The sequence below is a fragment of the Gordonia polyisoprenivorans NBRC 16320 = JCM 10675 genome (genome assembly GCF_000241325.1).
GTDB classification, from domain to species: domain Bacteria; phylum Actinomycetota; class Actinomycetes; order Mycobacteriales; family Mycobacteriaceae; genus Gordonia; species Gordonia polyisoprenivorans.
Genome location: NZ_BAEI01000084.1, coordinates 1 through 17,789, shown reverse-complemented (window position 1 = coordinate 17,789; position 17,789 = coordinate 1). Strand labels below are relative to the sequence as shown.

Below are 17,789 nucleotides of genomic sequence, written 5' to 3'. Positions count from 1 at the left end.
CTTCGTCGACCCCGGAGCAGAACAGAAGAGGTTTCGTGTGACAGTGGTAGATCCGGCGTCCCGGACAGTACGTGCGTTGTGTAGCGGCAGCACCGTGCTACCGAAAGCGGTGGGGGGCTTCTACGCCACGTCCCTGGAGACATTCCGATACCTCGTGACATCGAGATTCCAGACCAAAGAATTTCTTGCCCAGGCCTGGTTCATCGCCTCCATCTCCATCTTTCCTGCCTTGGCGATGTCCATTCCGTTCTGCATGATGTTCGTCTACGAGATAAACATCCTGCTCGCGCAGGTTGGCGCGGTCGACCTCAGCGGTGCCGGCGCCGGGGTGGCAATCATCCGCGAGATCGGCCCGGTGATCACGGTTCTCGTCGTCGCCGGTGCCGGATCGACGGCGATCTGCGCGGACCTCGGTTCACGCACCATCCGTGAAGAGATCGACGCGATGCGAGTCCTCGGTATTGATCCCATCCAACGTCTCTGCGTGCCAAGGGTTGTCGCTTCGACGCTGGTCGCTATTCTGCTCAATGGTCTGGTGTCTGCGGTGGGCATCGTCGGCGGTTACGTGTCCACCGTGTATCTCGAGGGAGCCTCCCCCGGCCAATACATCACCAGCATCTCGGTGATCACCGGATTGCCCGACTTCTTCGTCAGTGAGATCAAGGCCGGCGTATTCGGACTGCTCGCCGGACTCGTCGCCTGCCATCTCGGACTGAATGTCAAGGGCGGACCCAAGGGGGTCGGCGACGCAGTCAACCAAACGGTCGTCTTCGCCTTCTTGCTCCTGTTCCTGGCCAATTCGGTCATCACCACCATCGCTCTGCACTGAGTCGAATCGACAACGGAGAATCACGATGACAACGATCCACAGCCGTCCCTCACGCGGCCGAATTGTCGAGGCGAGCCAGAAAGCGACCGAGATTCCGGTCGGTGTACTCGACGGCATGGGCATGCAGCTCTCGTTCTACGCGCAGACCGTCGCCGCCGTCCCCCGAACAATTCGCCGATACCGCATCGAAGTCCTACGGTTACTCGCCGAGGTCTCCATGGGCAGTGGAGCACTCGCGGTCATCGGCGGAACCGTCGTGATCGTCGCAATGCTCTCGACCGCGGTCGGTTACGAGGTAGGACAGCAGGGTGCGTCGTCACTCGGCCGCATCGGCCTCGGAGCTTTCGCGGGCTTCATCTCGGCCTTCTTCAACACCCGCGAAGCCATCCCGGCCATCGCCGGTATCGCGTTGACCGCCACTGTGGGCGCGGGTTTCACCGCACAACTCGGAGCAATGCGGGTGAGTGAGGAGATCGACGCACTCGAGACCATGTCGATTCCGTCGTTGCCCTTCCTGGTGACCACTCGGCTCATCGCCGGCACGATCGCGGTGATCCCGCTTTATGCCGTCTCGTTGCTGGTGGGTTACACCGCAACCCAATTCGTCACCGTCGTCCTCTACGGCCAGGCCAGTGGCACCTACGCCCACTACTTCAGCGTCTTCCTGATCCCCAAAGACGTCTTGTGGTCGGCGGTGAAGGTCCTACTGATGGCGATCGTGGTCATGTGTGTCCACTGTTACCACGGGTACAACGCTCACGGTGGGCCGGCCGGCGTCGGCGTCGCGGTGGGACGAGCGGTTCGGACATCGCTGATCGCGGTCATGCTGATCGATCTACTGGTGGGTCTGGCAGTCTACGGCGGCCCCTCGGGCGCAGTGCGGGTGTCGGGCTGATGAACCATTTCGCCGAACTCAGCCGCCGCGCCAATGTGGCGCTCGGCCTCTTGTTGATCGTCGCGATCATCGGAGCCGTCGCTCTGTCGATCAGCTTGTACAAGGGCTCATTCAACGACACCACCGACGTCACCCTGGTCACCGACCGCACCGGGTTGATGCTCGAGAAGGGCAGCGACGTCAAGCTGAACGGCGTCGTTGTCGGACAGGTTGGCCGAATCACATTTCAGGACAACACGGTTCACATTGCCTTGGCGATGGACACAGACCAGGCGGCTCACATCCCCGCCAATGTGACCGCGGCCATCGACCCGACCACCCTGCTCGGTCCGAAGTTCGTCACCCTAGTCCCTCCCGTGAGCTCCGACCCCGAGCATCTGTCCGGGGGTGACGTCATCTCTGCCACCAGGGTGACGACCGAAGTCAACGACCTGTTGGCGTCCCTGGTCGAGGTGATGAAAGAGATCGACCCACAACGGGTCAGTACGGTGACCACCAATCTGTCCACCGCTTTGGCCGGAACCGGCAACCGGGTGGGTACCTTGGTCGATCAGCTCAACGAGTACCTCGGCGATTTCAATCCTTATCTCGGAGCGCTGCGTTCAGATCTGCGGGTCGGCGCAAGTGTGGCCGACCGGTTATCCTCTGCCGCACCGGAACTGCTGTTCACGGTGCGACAGGCGTCGGTGACCGCACGCACTCTGTCCCGCAATCAAGCGCAGTTCACCGCATTCGTCCTCAGCTTCAGCGACTTCGGCCAGGCCGGCCGGGATCTCTTCGTCCGGGGCGGCATCCCTCTCGAGCGAGCGGCGGGCTCCCTCAATGCACCACTCAACCTGCTCAACGAATTCAGCCCGATCTACCCGTGCTTCCTGTCGAATCTCGCACTGACGAACCAGTATCTCGAGCGAACAGTCGGAGGCAGCGCGCGACCGGGTCTCAACGTGGTGAGCACACTTCTGATGGGTAATCCGCCGTACACCTATCCCGACAACCTCCCGAAGGTCGGTCTATCCGGCACCGCGCCGAGCTGTTATGCGAGTTCAGCCTCGCCGACTCCGCACATCGCCTTCGACGACGGCAGCGATGCCTACCGCCCCATCAACAGTCCCGACGACCTGGTCGGAAATCCCTTGGCCACGATGCTGTACGGAGTGGGCCGATGAAGATCACCGCCACCTTGCTCAAACTCGGTGCATTCCTCGTCATCACCCTCATCTCCGGTGCATTCGTCGCAGTGCTTGCGGGCAATCTGCGCTTCGGACCGTCTGAAAGCTATCGTGCCGTATTCGCCTCGGCATCGGGTATCTCCGACGGCTCGGAGGTCCGCATCGCGGGCGTACCGGTCGGCAGCGTCAGCGGAGTCGAACTCGACGGTGCCGGCCACGCCATCGTCACATTCACCGTCGACAAGGACCACCGTTTGACCCGGGGAACCCTGGCCCTGATCCGCTACAAGAATCTCATCGGGGACAGATTCCTCGAGTTACGCCAAGGCGCAGGAGACATGATCTGGCTCGATCCCGGTGGGGAGATACCGCTGGCCGACACGACCCCGGCGCTCGACATCGATCAGGTGGTCAACGGATTCAAACCGCTTCTGCAGGGCCTGGACCCGAATCAGGCCAACAGCCTGGCGACTTCGTTGATCGCCGTGCTCAACGGCCAGGAGACCGCGGTCTCGACACTTGTCGACCAACTGACCGTGCTCACCACGTCCCTGTCCGACCGCGACCAGGCGATCGGCAAGATCATCGACAACTTCAACGAGGTGCTCCAGACGATCAACAATCGCCATCAGAAGTTCGACGATTTGATCGACGGACTGGCCAACCTGGTGCGCGGTCTCTCTCAAGACCGTGGTTCGATCAGCGGCTCACTGGTGAAGATCGATGACCTCACCGTGGCTCTCGGCGACGTCGTCACCTCGGTGCGGCCGGATCTGGCCAACAGCATCGGTCAGCTCGGTCGGCTGTCGGGCAACCTGAATGCCAACGCTGACACCCTGTCGACGATCCTGGCGGATCTACCCGAAACCTACCGGCTGACCGGACGGGCGTCCTCCTACGGCAGCTTCGTCAACTTCTTCGTCTGCGGGCTCGCGATCAAGTACGGCCCCGGAAAGGCCGACCAGACTCCGATGTTCACAGCTCCCGCATCGAGGTGCCAACCATGATCGACATCCACAAGTCGATGACCGAACGCAACCCCATCACCCTCGGCATCGTCGGAACGCTGCTTGTCGTCGCCGTGCTGGTGCTCGCCTTCAATTTCCGCTCGATCCCGGTGATCAACAGCCACGACAAGATCGTCGGCGAGTTCGGTGACGCCAGCGGCCTGATGACCGACGACCCGGTGATGATCGCCGGAGTGCAGGTCGGCACCGTCAAGAAGATCGAACTCAGCGGAGATCGGGTGCGTGTGACGATGGACGTGGAGACCGACAAGCAGAATCTCGGAACCGACACGACTGCTGCCATCAAGGTGAAAACAGCTCTCGGACAGCGCTTTGTCGATCTCACTCCGAGCGGAGCGGGTTCCCTGTCGGACGGCGCCGTCATCCCGTTGACCCGCACCACTTCTGGTTATGACATCACCAACAGTCTCCAAGAGCTCACCCAGCGGGTGGCGCACACCGACAAGCCCACGCTGTCGGCCGCACTCGACCAGCTCACCGACATCCAGAACGCGTTACCCGACGACCTGCGGAGCTCGCTGGAGGGAGTGACGCGGCTGTCGACCACCATCGCCTCTCGTGATCAACAATTACGCAGCCTGCTGACGAACTCTGCAGAGACCACCCAGATTCTGGCCGACCGCAACAACCAGATCTCGGCAATGATGGGTCAGGGTGCGGCGCTGTTCTCGGCGCTGAACCAGCGTGCGACGACCATCCATCAGGTCATCGTGCAGGCTCAACAGATTTCCGACGCACTGTCCGGATTGTCGCAGGACGTCCGCACCACGATGAAACCGACTCTCGATCAGTTGAACTCGGTACTCGATCTCCTCAATCGCAACTACCAGAACATCGATCAATCGATCTCGGGACTCAAGACTTTCACCTATCAGCTCGGTGAAGCGGTGGGCACCGGCCCCTTCTTCAACGTCCTTCTCCAGAACATCGTGCCCGCCACCCTCCCCGGGCAGACACCCCTGAGCCCAGGAGCCCCTCGATGAGCGCACGCCGACGAGCCGCCCGCGCGAGGCGATCGGCCACCTCGGTGGCCACGACCATCCCCGGCAGGATCCTCATCGTACTGGTGGCGATGATCGTCGTCGCCGGCGTCACAGCGATGTATATCGCCCGTTCCGGTGCCACCCGCCTGTCGGTCAATTTCCGCAACTCGGCCGGCCTTTACGTCGGCGACCGGGTGATGATCCTCGGTGTTCCCGTGGGAAAGGTCGACAAGATCACACCGGGCGCCGGTGCCGTCAGCGTCGACGTGACCCTCGACAAGGGATATGCCGTCCCGGCCCAGGCCCAGGCTGCGATCATTGCTCCCACCCTCGTCTCGGGCCGATATGTGCAGCTGGCACCCGCCTACACGGGTGGCCCGCAGATGGCTGACGGTGGTTCGATCCCGATCGATCGCACCGCAACCCCGGTGGAGTTCGACGAGATCAAACAGCAACTGGTGCAACTGTCCGACGATCTCGGTCCCTCGAATCAGGACCAGCAAGGCTCACTCAACCGATTCCTCAACGCCAGCGCGTCAACGGTGCGCGGCAATGGAACTCTGCTCCGCGAGGCGCTCACCCAGCTGTCCAAGGCGACGACCACTCTCAACGACGGAGGCAACGACCTGTTCGCCACGGTACGCAACCTCTCCACCGTCACCTCCTCACTGGCCGAATCCGATCAGCAGATCGGCGCTTTCACCACTCAACTCGCAGGCTTCTCAGAAGTACTCTCCGACAATCGCACGCAACTCGACTCGTTACTCACCAGCCTCAACACCACCTTCGATCAGGTCAAGACGTTCCTCGACACCAATCGCGCCGCGCTCGTCGGTGACGTCGGCAAGGCCAACACCATCACTGGACTGCTTGTCAACCGGATGGACACACTGGCAGAGATACTCCACGGGCTACCCACCGCATTGTCGGACTTCTACAACATCTACGACCCCAAGGCGAACTCCCTGACCGGGGCCCTGGGCATACCCGACATCCCCGACCCGCGCTCGCTGATCTGCGCACTGCTCACAACGGTGAATGCTCCGGCCGACCAATGCCGCACCACCATCACACAATTGCAGCGCAACGCTGCGACGGCCACTGCACAGACCAACGCTCAAGGAGGTGGACACCGGTGAAGCCGTCACTGCACAGACTGCGGGCCTCGGTGTGCGCGCTACTGGCCGTCAGCGCCTGTGGGGCATGTTCGTTCAACGGGATCAATTCCTTTGCCCTCCCGGGCAACACGTCGTCGTCGCACACCTACCGGGTCAACGTGCAGTTCTCCGATGTGCAGAATCTCGTCGGAAATTCACCTGTCAAGTTCGACAACGCCACGGTGGGCAACATCCGATCGATCTCACTCAACGGTTGGATCGCCCAAGCCGTCCTGGAGATCGACGACGACGCACATGTCCCCGCCAATGTCGATGCGTCGCTGGCCCAGACGAGCCTATTCGGATCGCAATACGTCGAACTCGTTCTCCCCCAGGACCAACCGGGCCGCGGCCAGCTACGCGACGGCATGAGCATTCCACTCAAGGACACCACCGAGTACCCCGCCGTCGAAGAGGTGCTGTCGTCGCTGTCGTTGATTCTCAACGGGTCGGGCCTACAGCTGGTGCGTACCATCACCGGCCAACTCAATCGCGTCGTCAACGGTCGTGAGGACGCTTCCCGCAGTCTTGTCACCCGGCTCAACACCTTTGTCGCGAATCTGTCCAACCAGCGCCATGACATTCAGCGTGCACTCGACAGCCTGGCGCAACTCAGTGACGAGCTAAGGACACAGACCGACACCATCGCCACCGGCATCGACTCGATCCAACCCGCCCTGGACATCCTCAACGAACAGGAAGGCCAACTGGTCCAGATGCTCACCTCGCTCGGCCAGTTCGGAGACGCGGCGACCGGGGTACTCGGTCGCAGTCGTGACAACCTGGTCGGTGACATCTCCGACCTGCCCCCGATCCTCGGGCAACTGGCCAACTCCGGAAAGAACCTCACCGAGGCACTCAAGATCGCACTGACGATCCCCTTCCCGGTCACCACAGCATCCCGGGGACTGCGTGGGGATTACATGAATCTCTTTCTCACCCTGGATATCAGCGCCGACAAACTAGCGAAGGTCGTCATCCCGAGCATCACCCGCGCCCCGAACCAGGCACCGGCACGCGGCAATGCCGACCCGCTGCGCGCTCCGCTGAGTACACAGAACGGCACACATCGATGAGATCTCGTCTGGTACAAGTGCAACTCGCCGTTTTCGCGATCGTCGCGATTTGCGCCGTCGGATACACCGGGTATGCCTACGGCGGATTCCAACGCTATACCGGCATCGGAACCTACACCGTCACCGCAGATCTGGCCGACGCCGGCGGGCTGTATCCGAATGCGCTCGTCACCTACCGTGGCGTCGACGTGGGCGTCGTCACCGGCCTCGATGCCGGGGTCAACGGCGCCACCGCACGCTTGCAGATCAAGTCCGACAATCACATTCCGGCCAACAGCCAGGCGTACGTCCGAAGCGTCTCGGCCGCCGGCGAGCAGTTCATCGACCTGGTGCCCACCAACGCAAGCGGACCGAACCTGGCCGACGGCTCCCGTATTCAGCAGAGCAACACCAACATTCCGATCCCGGCCACCCAGGTCATCGAGAAAGTCTACGGGCTCCTCCAAGCGGTCCCGAAGGACTCGCTGCGCACTGTTGTCGACGAGTCGTCGGTGGCGTTGAACGATGTCGGTCCGGATCTGAATAAAGCTCTGGTCGCGGCCAGTCAATTGGTCGGTCAGGCCCAGCGCAACCTCGGCGCTACGACCAGCCTGATCACCGACGCCAATCCGGTTCTGTCCCAACTCGACGACACCGGCCCCCAGATCTCGGCGATTGCCACCAACCTCGACACCTTCACCCGTCAGCTGGCACTCAGCGACAACACCATTCAGACGACGCTGCGCACCGGTGCCCCCTTCTTCGACACGTTCAGCGGCACACTCCGCGACCTGACTCCGTCGCTACCGATTCTGCTGGCCAATTTGCAGTCGACCGGAGAGGTCTTGCGCGTCAACGTTCCCGGTTTGCGACACATCCTGGTCGTCTACCCCGCGGTTGCCACCGCGGTCAACGCGATGGAACGGGGTATGCAGAGTCCCGGCGACCTGCTCTCCGGGCAAGGCAATCTCGACGTCAAACTATTTAACAGCAGCAACCCCCCGTCCTGTACACAGGGATACCAGGACACCCAACGCCGTGATCCCAGCGATCTCAGTCCGGTGAATCCGTCGGCCACCGAATACTGCACACTGCCCAAGGACGATCCACGGGTGGTCCGCGGTATCCGAAATGCTCCGTGCGCCACCGATCCCAGCGTGCGCACCGCCGATCTGGCCCAGTGCCCGGACGGCCTACCGTCCACCTGGCCACAGATGTTGGCCCGCCTGACCGGTGCAGCGCCGGTGGCCGGTGGCTCACCCACGCCGGGCGAACGGCCGACATCGGGATCGACCATCGCTGTTCCCTACGACCCGCAGACCGGACGTTTTCGGACACCTGACGGAACCACGCTTCAGATCGGGAATCTGATCATGGCACCGAATGACAAAGGAGTGATCACCCAATGGCAACAACTCTTCCCGCGTTAGCCACCGATTCCGACACCGTCGAGACCGCAACCACAGAACCCGTGACTTCTCGCACCGGCCCGGACACCGATACCGAGTCGAGCGCCGACGAGAACACCACGGCGCGTGCCGACTCCGAATCGGTCATCGATGATGACGATCCGGTCGGCGACGAAACCAGTTCGGCCACCGACGAAGACGGCCCGCCCGACGGCGGCTCAGACGACGAGTCGAATGAAGGCGAGTCCGCGGAATCCGCCGAGGCCACCGAATCCGACTCCGCTACACACGGTTCGCGTCGAGCCGTCTACTTTGTGGGCAGCCTCGTCATCGCCATCGCTGCCATCACCGCCGCAGTGCTCCTCGGCAGGTCCTACATGGCCGATAACGCCGCCACCGCACGCGACAACGAGATCACCGCTGCCGCAACCCAGGAGGTCGCCAACCTCGTGACGCTGCGCTACGGTAGCGCCGACGCAGATGTGCAGCGCATCCGGGACGGCGCGACCGGAGAGTTCCTGAACCAGATCGGGGACTCCACCGGCGGATTCGCCGCCGTACTCAAACAGGGGCAGGTCGATTCGACCGGCGAGGCCAGCGCGATCTCGATCCTGTCCTCCAGCGATGACACGGCCACCGTGATCGCGGCGGTGACCTCGCAGGTCAAGAATTCCGAGGCGCCCGAAGGCCAGCCGCGGGTTTACCGGATGAAGCTCCAACTCGCACACGTCGGCGACCGTTGGCTGGTTTCGGATGTGGAGTTCGTGTCATGAGTAAGCTCACCCCGCTCTTCGCGCCACTGCGACGTGGCGGCACGGCCCTGGCCCGCTCGATCAACCGCGTGTCCACCGTACGCGCTCGGATCGTCTTCGCCACGCTCTGCGTCGTCGCTGTCGCGGCACTCGCGGTCACCGGCTACTTCACCTACCAGGTCCGCACTCAGGACCAGCAGCGCGACGATCGCGCCCAGGCACTCGCGGCCATGCGCGCCGGAGTACCGAACCTGCTGTCCTACAACGGCAATGGCGATCTGAAGAAGGAGTTCGCCGCGAAGTACGATTTGCTCACCGGCAAGTTCCGCGACGATTTCACCAACCTGACGACCTCGTCGATCATTCCCGCGGCGACCCAGCATCACATCGTCACGAATGCGAAGATCGCCGAAGCCGGCGTCATCTCGTCCACCGATGACGCCGTCAGCGTCCTGATGTTCATCAACCAGACAACGACGAGCACCGACGATCCGACTCCGAAGATCGACGGAAGTCGCATCAAGATCACTGCCGTCCGCTCGGGCGATCAGTGGAAGATCGGCGGACTCCAGCCGGTGTGATCGTCACTCTTCGATAGCCGACGGCCCGGACGCACATTTCGCGCCCGGGCCCGTTACCCGTCACCAGCGGCTCGGCACGCCCCGATCATGCGAATGAGTGGGACTCGCGAGCCGGTTGTCCGAACACCATCGAGAACGCATCGACGTCGAGAAGAGGGCAGTCGGTGTCCATCAGAACGACAGCGCGGGCGATGGCCGAAGAACGCCGATGACGAGATGGCAGATTCCGCCAAAGGAGTGAGAAGCACCGTGCACGCCGTGCTCGGGCACGACGAACAGCGGCGACCGGGCGACTATCGCCCGACCGCCGCTGTTGGGGGTGGCTACCGGTATCAGCTGACGAAGTCGATCGCCACCGGCATGTTTTTCAGACCGCCGACGAAGTTGGTCTGAATGACCTTGGTGTCACCGGTGACCTCAACTTTGCCGATCTTGGGCAGCAATTCCTCGAACATGATCCGCAGCTCGATCTTGGCCAGGTGCTGGCCGATGCACATGTGCGGACCGTAGCCGAACGCAATGTGTTTGTTGGGCCTGCGGTCAATGTTGAAGGTGTCGGGCTCGTCGAACACATCGCTGTCACGATTACCCGACTGATACAGCAGCATGAAGCGGTCACCCGGTTCGATTCGGCGGCCCCGAAGCTCGTACGGCTCCAACGCCGTGCGCATGAAATGCTTGACCGGCGACGCCCAGCGCAGGGATTCATTGACCAGGTTGGGCACCAGCGAGAGATCGCCCTTGACCCGCTCGAGCAATGCCGGGTTCTGCGAGAGTGCGTGAACACCGCCGGCCAGCGTCGAGGAGGTTGTGTCGTGCCCTGCGGTCGCGATCGCGATGAAGTAGCCGTAAGCGACCTGCGGCGGGAAGTATTCGCCGTCCTCATTACGCGCGGTGGCGATCAAGGTGGCGAGGTCGTCTCGCGGCGTCGCACGCCGATCCTGCAGCAGGCCCTCGAAATACGCGAAGAAGTCACCGATCGTTGCTGCCCATTGCTGGGCTGCCGCCTCCGGTGTCATGGGTGCAACGTCCTCGCGGACGGCGTCGGGGTCGGCGGTCCCGAAGAACTCCTGGGTCAGGGTCATCATGCGCGGCTCGTCGGACTCGGGCACTCCGAACAAACTCATGATGACGTGCAACGGGTAGGAGATGGCGAAGTCCTTGACGAAGTCGATGCGCCCGTCACCTGCCACCAGGGTGCTCACCGACTCCTGGGCCAGCGCGCGGATGGTGTTCTCCCACTGCTTGAGGTTGTTCGGACGAAACCAGTCCGCGGCAATGTCTTTGATCACGGTGTGCTCGGGCGGATCGAGATAGGTCAGCGTTTCCAGGATGCGCAGACTTCCGTTGTTGATCGACTTGGTGAACTCGTCACCGGCGATATTCGTCAGGATCGGGTTTTCCGATCCCTTGTTCTCGCCGCCGCCGCTGGAGAAGATCTGCGGCTGTCGTTCGATCTCCATGATGTCGGCGTGCTTGCTGACTAGGTGGATCGGCTGGTATCCGTCGACCTCGCCGACACCCAACGGATTGTTCTCACGCAGCCACCGATACGCATTGAACAGCGCTACCTCGTCTCGATGCCCCTCCGGCAGAATGATCTGCTCGGCGATCTCCCGGGGAACCGTGGTCGCGCGCGCCGCACTCGTCGTTGACGTCATACCTACTCCTCTTAAGCTGTCGAAAGTTTCAGGCCAAGGCCCTACCTACATTCTTGTCAGTCCAGCGGTGATGCGCATCACCCGTGCTGGGTACATCACGGCCCCTCGCAGGGGGAATCGCATCGGCCGACGGTCGGGAAACGGCAGGTGATTACCATTGCCGCACAACGACATTGCTGCGCAACGACAACGGCCGACGCACCCGAGTAGGATGCGCCAGCCGTCGTCGCAGTCAGCCTCATAGAGTTGAAGGCCGTGTCACAGGTAGATCGACTTCTTGACCAAGTACGCCGCCAAACCTTCGGGGCCGAGTTCACGCCCCATACCCGAAGCCTTGATGCCACCGAACGGGGCGGTGGGGTCGGGCAGGTAAGCGTTGATACCCACTGTGCCCGAGGCGATTCTACGGGCAACTGCTACACCGTGATCATGGTCTGAGGTCCATACCGAGCCGCCGAGCCCGTAGTCGCTGGCGTTGGCGATCGCGACGGCATCGTCATCACCGTCGTAGGAAATGATCGACAGCACTGGCCCGAAGATCTCTTCCTGGGCGATCGCGTAGTTGTTGTCGACGTCGGCGAAGATGGTGGGCTCGACGAACCAGCCCTGCTCGGTGAACTCCGGTCGCCCGCCACCGGTGGTCAGCCGTGCGCCGTCGCCCTTGCCCTTGGCGATGTAGGACTCCACCCGCTCGCGCTGACGCGAGGTCGCCATCGGCCCGATCTGCGTGGCCGGATCGAGCGCGTCACCCACCTGAAGCGAGGCCGCGAGCCCGGTGAGGGTGTCGACCACCTCCGAGTACCGCGCGGCAGGCGCGAGAATTCGGGTACTGAGAAAGCACGTCTGCCCGTTGTTGAGCAAGGTGGCGCCGAAGATCTGCTCACCGATCTTCGCGAGATCGAGATCGGCATCGTCGAGAATGATGGCCGCGGACTTACCGCCGAGTTCCAGCGTGACCGGGCGGAACAAACGTCCACAAACCTCGGAGATACTCCGGCCGGCGGCACTCGATCCGGTGAACGCCACTTTGTCGATCCCCGGGTGCGCCACCAGGTAGGCGCCCAGCTCCCGACCACCCGGGACGATGTTGATCACCCCGTCCGGGATTCCGGCTGCAGCGACAGCCTCGGCGAAGACGTAGCTGTCGAACACCGTCTCCGGCGAGGGCTTCAGGACGAACGTCGCACCCGCCGCGAGTCCTGGCGCGTACTTGAATGCCGCCAGCGCCTGCGGGAAGTTCCAGGGCACGATGGCACCAACCACACCAACCGCCTCGGCGGTGACCAGGGTGGATCCACCCAGCAGACCCGGACGGGTCTCCTCGAACGGGTATTCCCGGGCGAGCCCGGCGTAGTACCGCAGCAGCAACTGCGGGAACACTGCCTCGAGCTGCTGTGCGATCGCGATCGGCATGCCGTTCTGGCTACTGACCGCTCGAGCCAGTTCGGCAGACCGCTTGTCGAGTTCATCGGCCAGCCGCTCCATCGCATCAGCACGCTGCGCCGCCGTCCACCCGCCCCAACCAGACCGATCGCTGAATGCGGCACGAGCCGCGGCAACCGCAGCATCGATATCACCCTCGGCACCCTCAGGAACCGAACCCAGGGCCTGTTCGGTGTTGGGCGAGATCACCGTGATCCGCCCGCCGCCCTCCGGCGACCTCCAGCCACCACCAATGAACAGGCTGTCTCGTTCGATTGCATTCGTCATGGAGTCCTTCGTCCTCCGGTCGGCGATGATGAGGCGGCAGGCGCAGAGCGACCACCGGCAATGTCGGTCACGAATCACAGAATCGGCGAAACATGCACACCTGCCCGGGTTCTCACCTCGGCACTGACCGACCCGGTAGCCGTGTCCCGATATCGAGCAGCGTAGGAACCGCCGCGCGGCTGTGACGAGGTTTCGTAGCCCGATTCCCTCGAACATCCCCCGCCGACTCCCGCGGACGAGGGAGGTTGACGTTTTTCTTGGTCTAACCATTTGATTACGGGTGCGCCGTGAGGCATATTAAGCATCTATAGTGATGTAGGTCTCAACGAGAGAGGATAGACGTGAACCGTGAACCTTCCGTCGTGGCGCAGACCGTGGAGCATCGCCCCGAGGTTCGTGCCGATCGGCGAATCGTTGAGGTCGCTTGGGGGCACGTCCATGCCTGCCTGGAATTCCTCGGGCCGCAGGCGCCCCTGCCGAGCAGCGAACTCGACGGAATGTTGACCAATGTTCGAACTCGTCTCGAGCAATTCGTCACCCGATCGCAGATCACCACCGACCAGCGACTGGACGCATGTCGGCTCCTCTTCACCATCCACAACGACCAGTCGGCCCTCCTGGACCTCGACGTACGCCGAGCCGTCGAGGCCCTCGGTGAGATCCGTCATGTGGTGGGAGATCTGCTCGAATCCAGCACCGAGGAGTTGATCGCGGCAATACCGATCCGAATGTGCCGCAACCTGATGTTCGGCCGCGCAATGATCTCCTCCGTCCGCTCCGCCGTGTGGATGCCCCGACACCTGCACATCGAGGACGACGACAGCCCGGAGAACGACGACTTCCTCTCCTACGTCGACGGGGCACGCATCCCGTTGTCACACGCGCCACTCGAAACCGAGATCGTCCGTGGGCGCACCCCGACCATGAGTGAACGTGCATCGAACGACAAACGGACGTTCAAAGAAATTGTGGCAGTGGCGCAGTCCCACGGTTACGTCGCGGCACCCATCGTGTCGCGGGGTCGGGTGATCGGTATTCTGCACGCCGACCGGCCGCACGGACGTTCGGAGGTGTCAGGCGGCGACCTCACCGTCGTCAGCACTCTGGGTGAATGCCTCTCGTCGGTCTTCGAACGCGCCATCCTGCAGGAGCGCATCCAACTCAGTTCCGAGCATGTCGACCGGGTCTTCGGTGACATCGTGTCGCAGTTCTCAGACGTCGCAACCTTCCCGAAGCAGCGCGCTACGGCCGGACGCACGGTTCCCGAGACCGGGAATGCCCCCACCGCCACAGGTGGTGGCATGGGCTTCTTGACCCCTCGCGAGCGAGAAGTGCTCGCGCACATCACCACCGGTGCAACCAACGCGCAGATCGCCCGCTCGCTGGTGATCTCCGAGGAGACAGTGAAATCACACTTGAAGCAGATCTCCAAGAAGCTTGGTACCACCACTCGTTCTGCTGCGGTGGCCCGATTCGCACAGTTGTCGCACAATTCCCCCGCATAGAGGCATGAACCTCAGCGGAGCGACACGTGCCTGCGTTCTCCTGACCGATGTCGACGCCACTCTGCGCGCCTCACTCGACCTCGCCTCACCCAACTCCTCTCCACCGCAATCGCTCCAGTCAGTGGTGCGTAGAGCACGCGATACCACCGAGCGTGCGATGGCCAAGAGCCCGGGATCCGGTCAGGCCACGCCTGAGCCAGAGTTGATCTCACAGTCGTTGTCACTGCAATTGACACTCCAGAGATTCATGTCCGAACGACGGGCGCAGATCATCCGGTCGCTGCCATTCTCGATACGGCGCTTGACGGGTACCGAAGACAAGACGATCGCCCGCCAAATCTGTCTGGAGTTGATCTCCTCGGGCGGATTCGGGCGGGCGGTGTACTCCGACGTCGAGGGCCTCATCGTCCGCCCGGCGCACGCGGCTCGCGCATCCGACGATGGGATCACGGACTCCGATTTCTCTGGCGATCACGACTTCGATGCCGGCCCCGGATCGGTGGAATACACATGCCTGACAGCCGCCGGCCCGCCACTTCTGGCAGACGATGCCCACGCCCACCCGGCGATGGCCGACATGTTGGACAGTACTGACTACGTTGTCGCACCGATCCTCGCGTCTTCCACGGTGATCGGGATGCTCCACGTCGCGGCGCGTGCACCGTTGGCGATCGATGGCCGCGACCTCGAGTGCCTCGGGGTCTACCAAGGAGCCGCCGGCGCTGCTTTCTCGCGCGACGCGTGGTCAGAGGTGGCCGTCGGCCACTACACTGCGGTCCGCCAGGCCGTCACCGCGGTCGTCGAAGATGCCGGACGAATCATCAGCGCAGACTTCGAGATCGGCGGAGTAACGTCCAGCGACGCACAGGTTCCGCGCCTGCAATCACCGGCGATCAATTTCGCGATCGAGGAGTCGCTGACAAAGCGAGAAACCGAGGTCATGCGCTTGATCGCTCAAGGAATGTCCAACGCGGAAATCGCCGAACGCCTGTTCATCGGGGTCGAGACGGTGAAATCTCATGTGAAGAAAGTGCTGAGGAAAATCGGTGCGGTCAACAGATCCGAAGCAATCTCGCTGTACCTCGACAACGGAAACCGGTCGCGCTGACTGAATCGGTCCGGGTTTTCCCTCCCTTGGAGTCGGCAGAGATTACCTTCCCTATACCCAGCGGTCAGCGGACGACGCACGCGCGCAGGTCACACTCGGGGTCGGCCAATGCATCGGGATCCAGCACATCGGCTCCGCCGATGAACTTCTTGCCCGCCATGAAATACGCTGACGCATTGACAGTTTCGACAGCAACCAGTCGATGAGACTCGTCGAGGTGAAAGATCCCGAATTTCCCACCATTGACATCGTGACGCACATGCGAGCTGTGCCCCAGGTGTACGTGCCCTGCGATCTTCAATTTCAGATCGAACTGGTCCGACCAGAACCAGGGCACCTCCGGATGCGGTGAACGCGCACCGGAAATGATAGCGGCCACCCGCTTCGCCTGCTCCAGCGCACTCGGAATGCTCTCGAAGCGCATGAAGCCGTCACCCATCGGTCGGCGAGTCACATCGCCAATTGCGAAGACACCCGGCACCCCGGTCGATCCGTTGCCGTCGACGAGAATCCCACCATCACAAGCAATCCCGGCGCCCGCAGCAATGTCGTCATTCGGTATCGCCCCCACGCCGACAAGGACCGATCCACACTCGATCCGCTCGCCGTCCGCCAGATCGATCGCCGCCACCGAGCCGGACTTCTCAACGACCTCCGTGACATCAACGGAAGTGCGGATAACAGTTCCCTGATTGCGGTGATGGCAAGTGAGGAACTCAGAGAATTCCTGGCTCGCCACACGGGCCAACACACGCTTTTCTCGTTCGAGAACCGTCACGTCGACGCCATGAGTACGCGCCTGTGCCGCAACCTCGAGCCCGATGTAACCGCCGCCGACGATCGCCAGCCGTCCGTGGTGCTCGATCGCCGTTCGTAGTCGGGCGGCGTCGTCAATTGTCCTCAGCGACAGCACGCCATCAGAACCCATTCCAGGCGTGGAAAGTTGCCGAGGACGAGAACCGGTGGCAATGACGAGGTACGCATACCCGACCTCTTCTCCGTCTGCCGTGGTGACTGTGCAAGCCTGCGGATCGATCGTTGTCACCACTGCACCAAGACGCAGATCGATCCCGTTCTCGCCATAGAACGCCTCGGGACGAAGATACTGACGGAGCAAGTCGTCATCCATGAATTTCTTTGACAACGGAGGTCGATGGTATGGCAGATGACGCTCATCGCCGAACATCACAATCTCACCGGAGAAACCCTCCTGCCTCAATAGCGCAACGAGATTGGCTCCTCCGTGTCCGGCACCGACGACGACGACCGGACCCTCCGACGATCTCTGTCCGCTCTGTGACATGTCCACCTATCCACTGATCTCGACCATAAGTGACCCGACACTCGCTTTCCACACCGAGAAATTGCGTGAGAGACGGCCATAGGCGTGTCAGGATCTCTGTAATTCTCGACCCAGGACAGGATCTGCGCGTCACCACGGTGAGTGATTGTGTCTCCCGATCGCGAGGCACCAGCGCACCACCTCAAGTCTTCCGCTTGCCACGACAACACCTGTGACCAGGCTTCTTTCCGCGATCATCGTTACCTTTCGAGCCCGTGTGCGCAAAATGCGACATCTTCCCGCGCAACGGCTCGACTGCTAGTCTCTCCAAGCACCATCATCTTGCGAATCGCGTTCTGCGCCGACAACAATGCCGGCAGTACCGACTGCCTGCCACTGGAGGACTTAGCCCATGGGTGTCGAAGTGAGTGTGGCGAATCTGACGAAGTCGTTTGGTTCGCAGAATATTTGGCGTGATGTGTCGTTGACCTTGCCCGAGGGTGAGGTGTCGGCGTTGTTGGGTCCGTCGGGTACCGGTAAATCGGTGTTCTTGAAGACGTTGATCGGTTTGCTGCATCCGGAGCAGGGGTCGGTGATCATCGACGGCACCGACATCACCCAGTGTTCGGCCAAGGAACTGTATGAGATCCGCAAGCTGTTCGGGG

Annotated in this window: 16 protein-coding genes; 13 read left to right on the top strand and 3 right to left on the bottom strand. The window is 62.2% G+C overall.

The window, feature by feature from the left end; translation table 11 throughout:
• Positions 1–76: 76 nt before the first annotated feature.
• Genes GOPIP_RS22645 through GOPIP_RS22600 form a run of 10 tightly spaced genes read left to right on the top strand, consistent with a single transcriptional unit; the run spans position 77 to position 9,858 of the window.
• Positions 77–829, top strand: coding sequence for an MlaE family ABC transporter permease (locus GOPIP_RS22645; protein WP_006372151.1), 753 nt, complete (start codon positions 77–79; stop codon positions 827–829).
• A 25-nt stretch (positions 830–854) separates the two neighbouring features.
• A complete protein-coding gene (locus GOPIP_RS22640; RefSeq protein ID WP_006372150.1) occupies positions 855–1,724 on the top strand; it encodes an MlaE family ABC transporter permease in 870 nt (289 codons plus the stop codon).
• Positions 1,724–2,890, top strand: a complete 1,167-nt coding sequence (locus GOPIP_RS22635; protein WP_006372149.1) for an MCE family protein — start codon at positions 1,724–1,726, stop codon at positions 2,888–2,890. Before GOPIP_RS22640 ends, GOPIP_RS22635 begins: the two co-directional genes overlap by 1 nt.
• A complete protein-coding gene (locus GOPIP_RS22630) occupies positions 2,887–3,900 on the top strand; it encodes an MlaD family protein (protein ID WP_006372148.1) in 1,014 nt (337 codons plus the stop codon). The genes GOPIP_RS22635 and GOPIP_RS22630 overlap by 4 nt, the downstream gene beginning before the upstream one ends.
• A complete protein-coding gene (locus GOPIP_RS22625) occupies positions 3,897–4,904 on the top strand; it encodes an MCE family protein (protein ID WP_006372147.1) in 1,008 nt (335 codons plus the stop codon). Before GOPIP_RS22630 ends, GOPIP_RS22625 begins: the two co-directional genes overlap by 4 nt.
• Positions 4,901–6,043, top strand: coding sequence for an MCE family protein (locus GOPIP_RS22620; protein WP_006372146.1), 1,143 nt, complete (start codon positions 4,901–4,903; stop codon positions 6,041–6,043). Before GOPIP_RS22625 ends, GOPIP_RS22620 begins: the two co-directional genes overlap by 4 nt.
• Positions 6,040–7,137 (top strand): MCE family protein, encoded by a 1,098-nt coding sequence (locus GOPIP_RS22615; protein ID WP_006372145.1) that lies wholly within the window; start codon positions 6,040–6,042, stop codon positions 7,135–7,137. The genes GOPIP_RS22620 and GOPIP_RS22615 overlap by 4 nt, the downstream gene beginning before the upstream one ends.
• On the top strand, positions 7,134–8,546 hold the full coding sequence (locus GOPIP_RS22610; protein WP_006372144.1) for an MCE family protein: 1,413 nt from the start codon (positions 7,134–7,136) through the stop codon (positions 8,544–8,546). Before GOPIP_RS22615 ends, GOPIP_RS22610 begins: the two co-directional genes overlap by 4 nt.
• A complete protein-coding gene (locus tag GOPIP_RS22605) occupies positions 8,522–9,298 on the top strand; it encodes an Rv1363c family protein (RefSeq protein ID WP_006372143.1) in 777 nt (258 codons plus the stop codon). Before GOPIP_RS22610 ends, GOPIP_RS22605 begins: the two co-directional genes overlap by 25 nt.
• Complete coding sequence (locus tag GOPIP_RS22600) at positions 9,295–9,858, top strand: Rv1363c family protein (RefSeq protein WP_006372142.1); 564 nt, start codon at positions 9,295–9,297, stop codon at positions 9,856–9,858. Before GOPIP_RS22605 ends, GOPIP_RS22600 begins: the two co-directional genes overlap by 4 nt.
• A 332-nt stretch (positions 9,859–10,190) precedes the next feature.
• On the opposite strand, the gene GOPIP_RS22595 is transcribed toward GOPIP_RS22600, so the two are convergent.
• Together GOPIP_RS22595 and GOPIP_RS22590 are read right to left on the bottom strand one after the other, a co-directional pair.
• Positions 10,191–11,519, bottom strand: a complete 1,329-nt coding sequence (locus GOPIP_RS22595; RefSeq protein WP_006372141.1) for a cytochrome P450 — start codon at positions 11,517–11,519, stop codon at positions 10,191–10,193.
• A 258-nt stretch (positions 11,520–11,777) separates the two neighbouring features.
• Positions 11,778–13,229, bottom strand: a complete 1,452-nt coding sequence (locus tag GOPIP_RS22590; RefSeq protein WP_006372140.1) for an aldehyde dehydrogenase — start codon at positions 13,227–13,229, stop codon at positions 11,778–11,780.
• Positions 13,230–13,591: 362 nt separating this feature from the next.
• Here GOPIP_RS22590 and GOPIP_RS22585 point away from each other — a divergent pair, with 362 nt between their 5' ends.
• A complete protein-coding gene (locus GOPIP_RS22585) occupies positions 13,592–14,734 on the top strand; it encodes a response regulator transcription factor (protein WP_138944166.1) in 1,143 nt (380 codons plus the stop codon).
• 379 nt (positions 14,735–15,113) lie between these two features.
• A complete protein-coding gene (locus tag GOPIP_RS22580) occupies positions 15,114–15,842 on the top strand; it encodes a helix-turn-helix transcriptional regulator (RefSeq protein WP_231386706.1) in 729 nt (242 codons plus the stop codon).
• A gap of 64 nt (positions 15,843–15,906) precedes the next feature.
• Here the strand turns inward: GOPIP_RS22580 and GOPIP_RS22575 are convergent, their stop codons facing one another.
• Positions 15,907–17,145, bottom strand: coding sequence for an NAD(P)/FAD-dependent oxidoreductase (locus tag GOPIP_RS22575; protein WP_035728767.1), 1,239 nt, complete (start codon positions 17,143–17,145; stop codon positions 15,907–15,909).
• 391 nt (positions 17,146–17,536) lie between these two features.
• On the opposite strand from GOPIP_RS22575, the gene GOPIP_RS22570 reads away from it, so the two are divergent.
• Positions 17,537–17,789 (top strand): ATP-binding cassette domain-containing protein (locus tag GOPIP_RS22570; protein WP_006370749.1); only part of this gene is annotated, 253 nt, incomplete at its 3' end.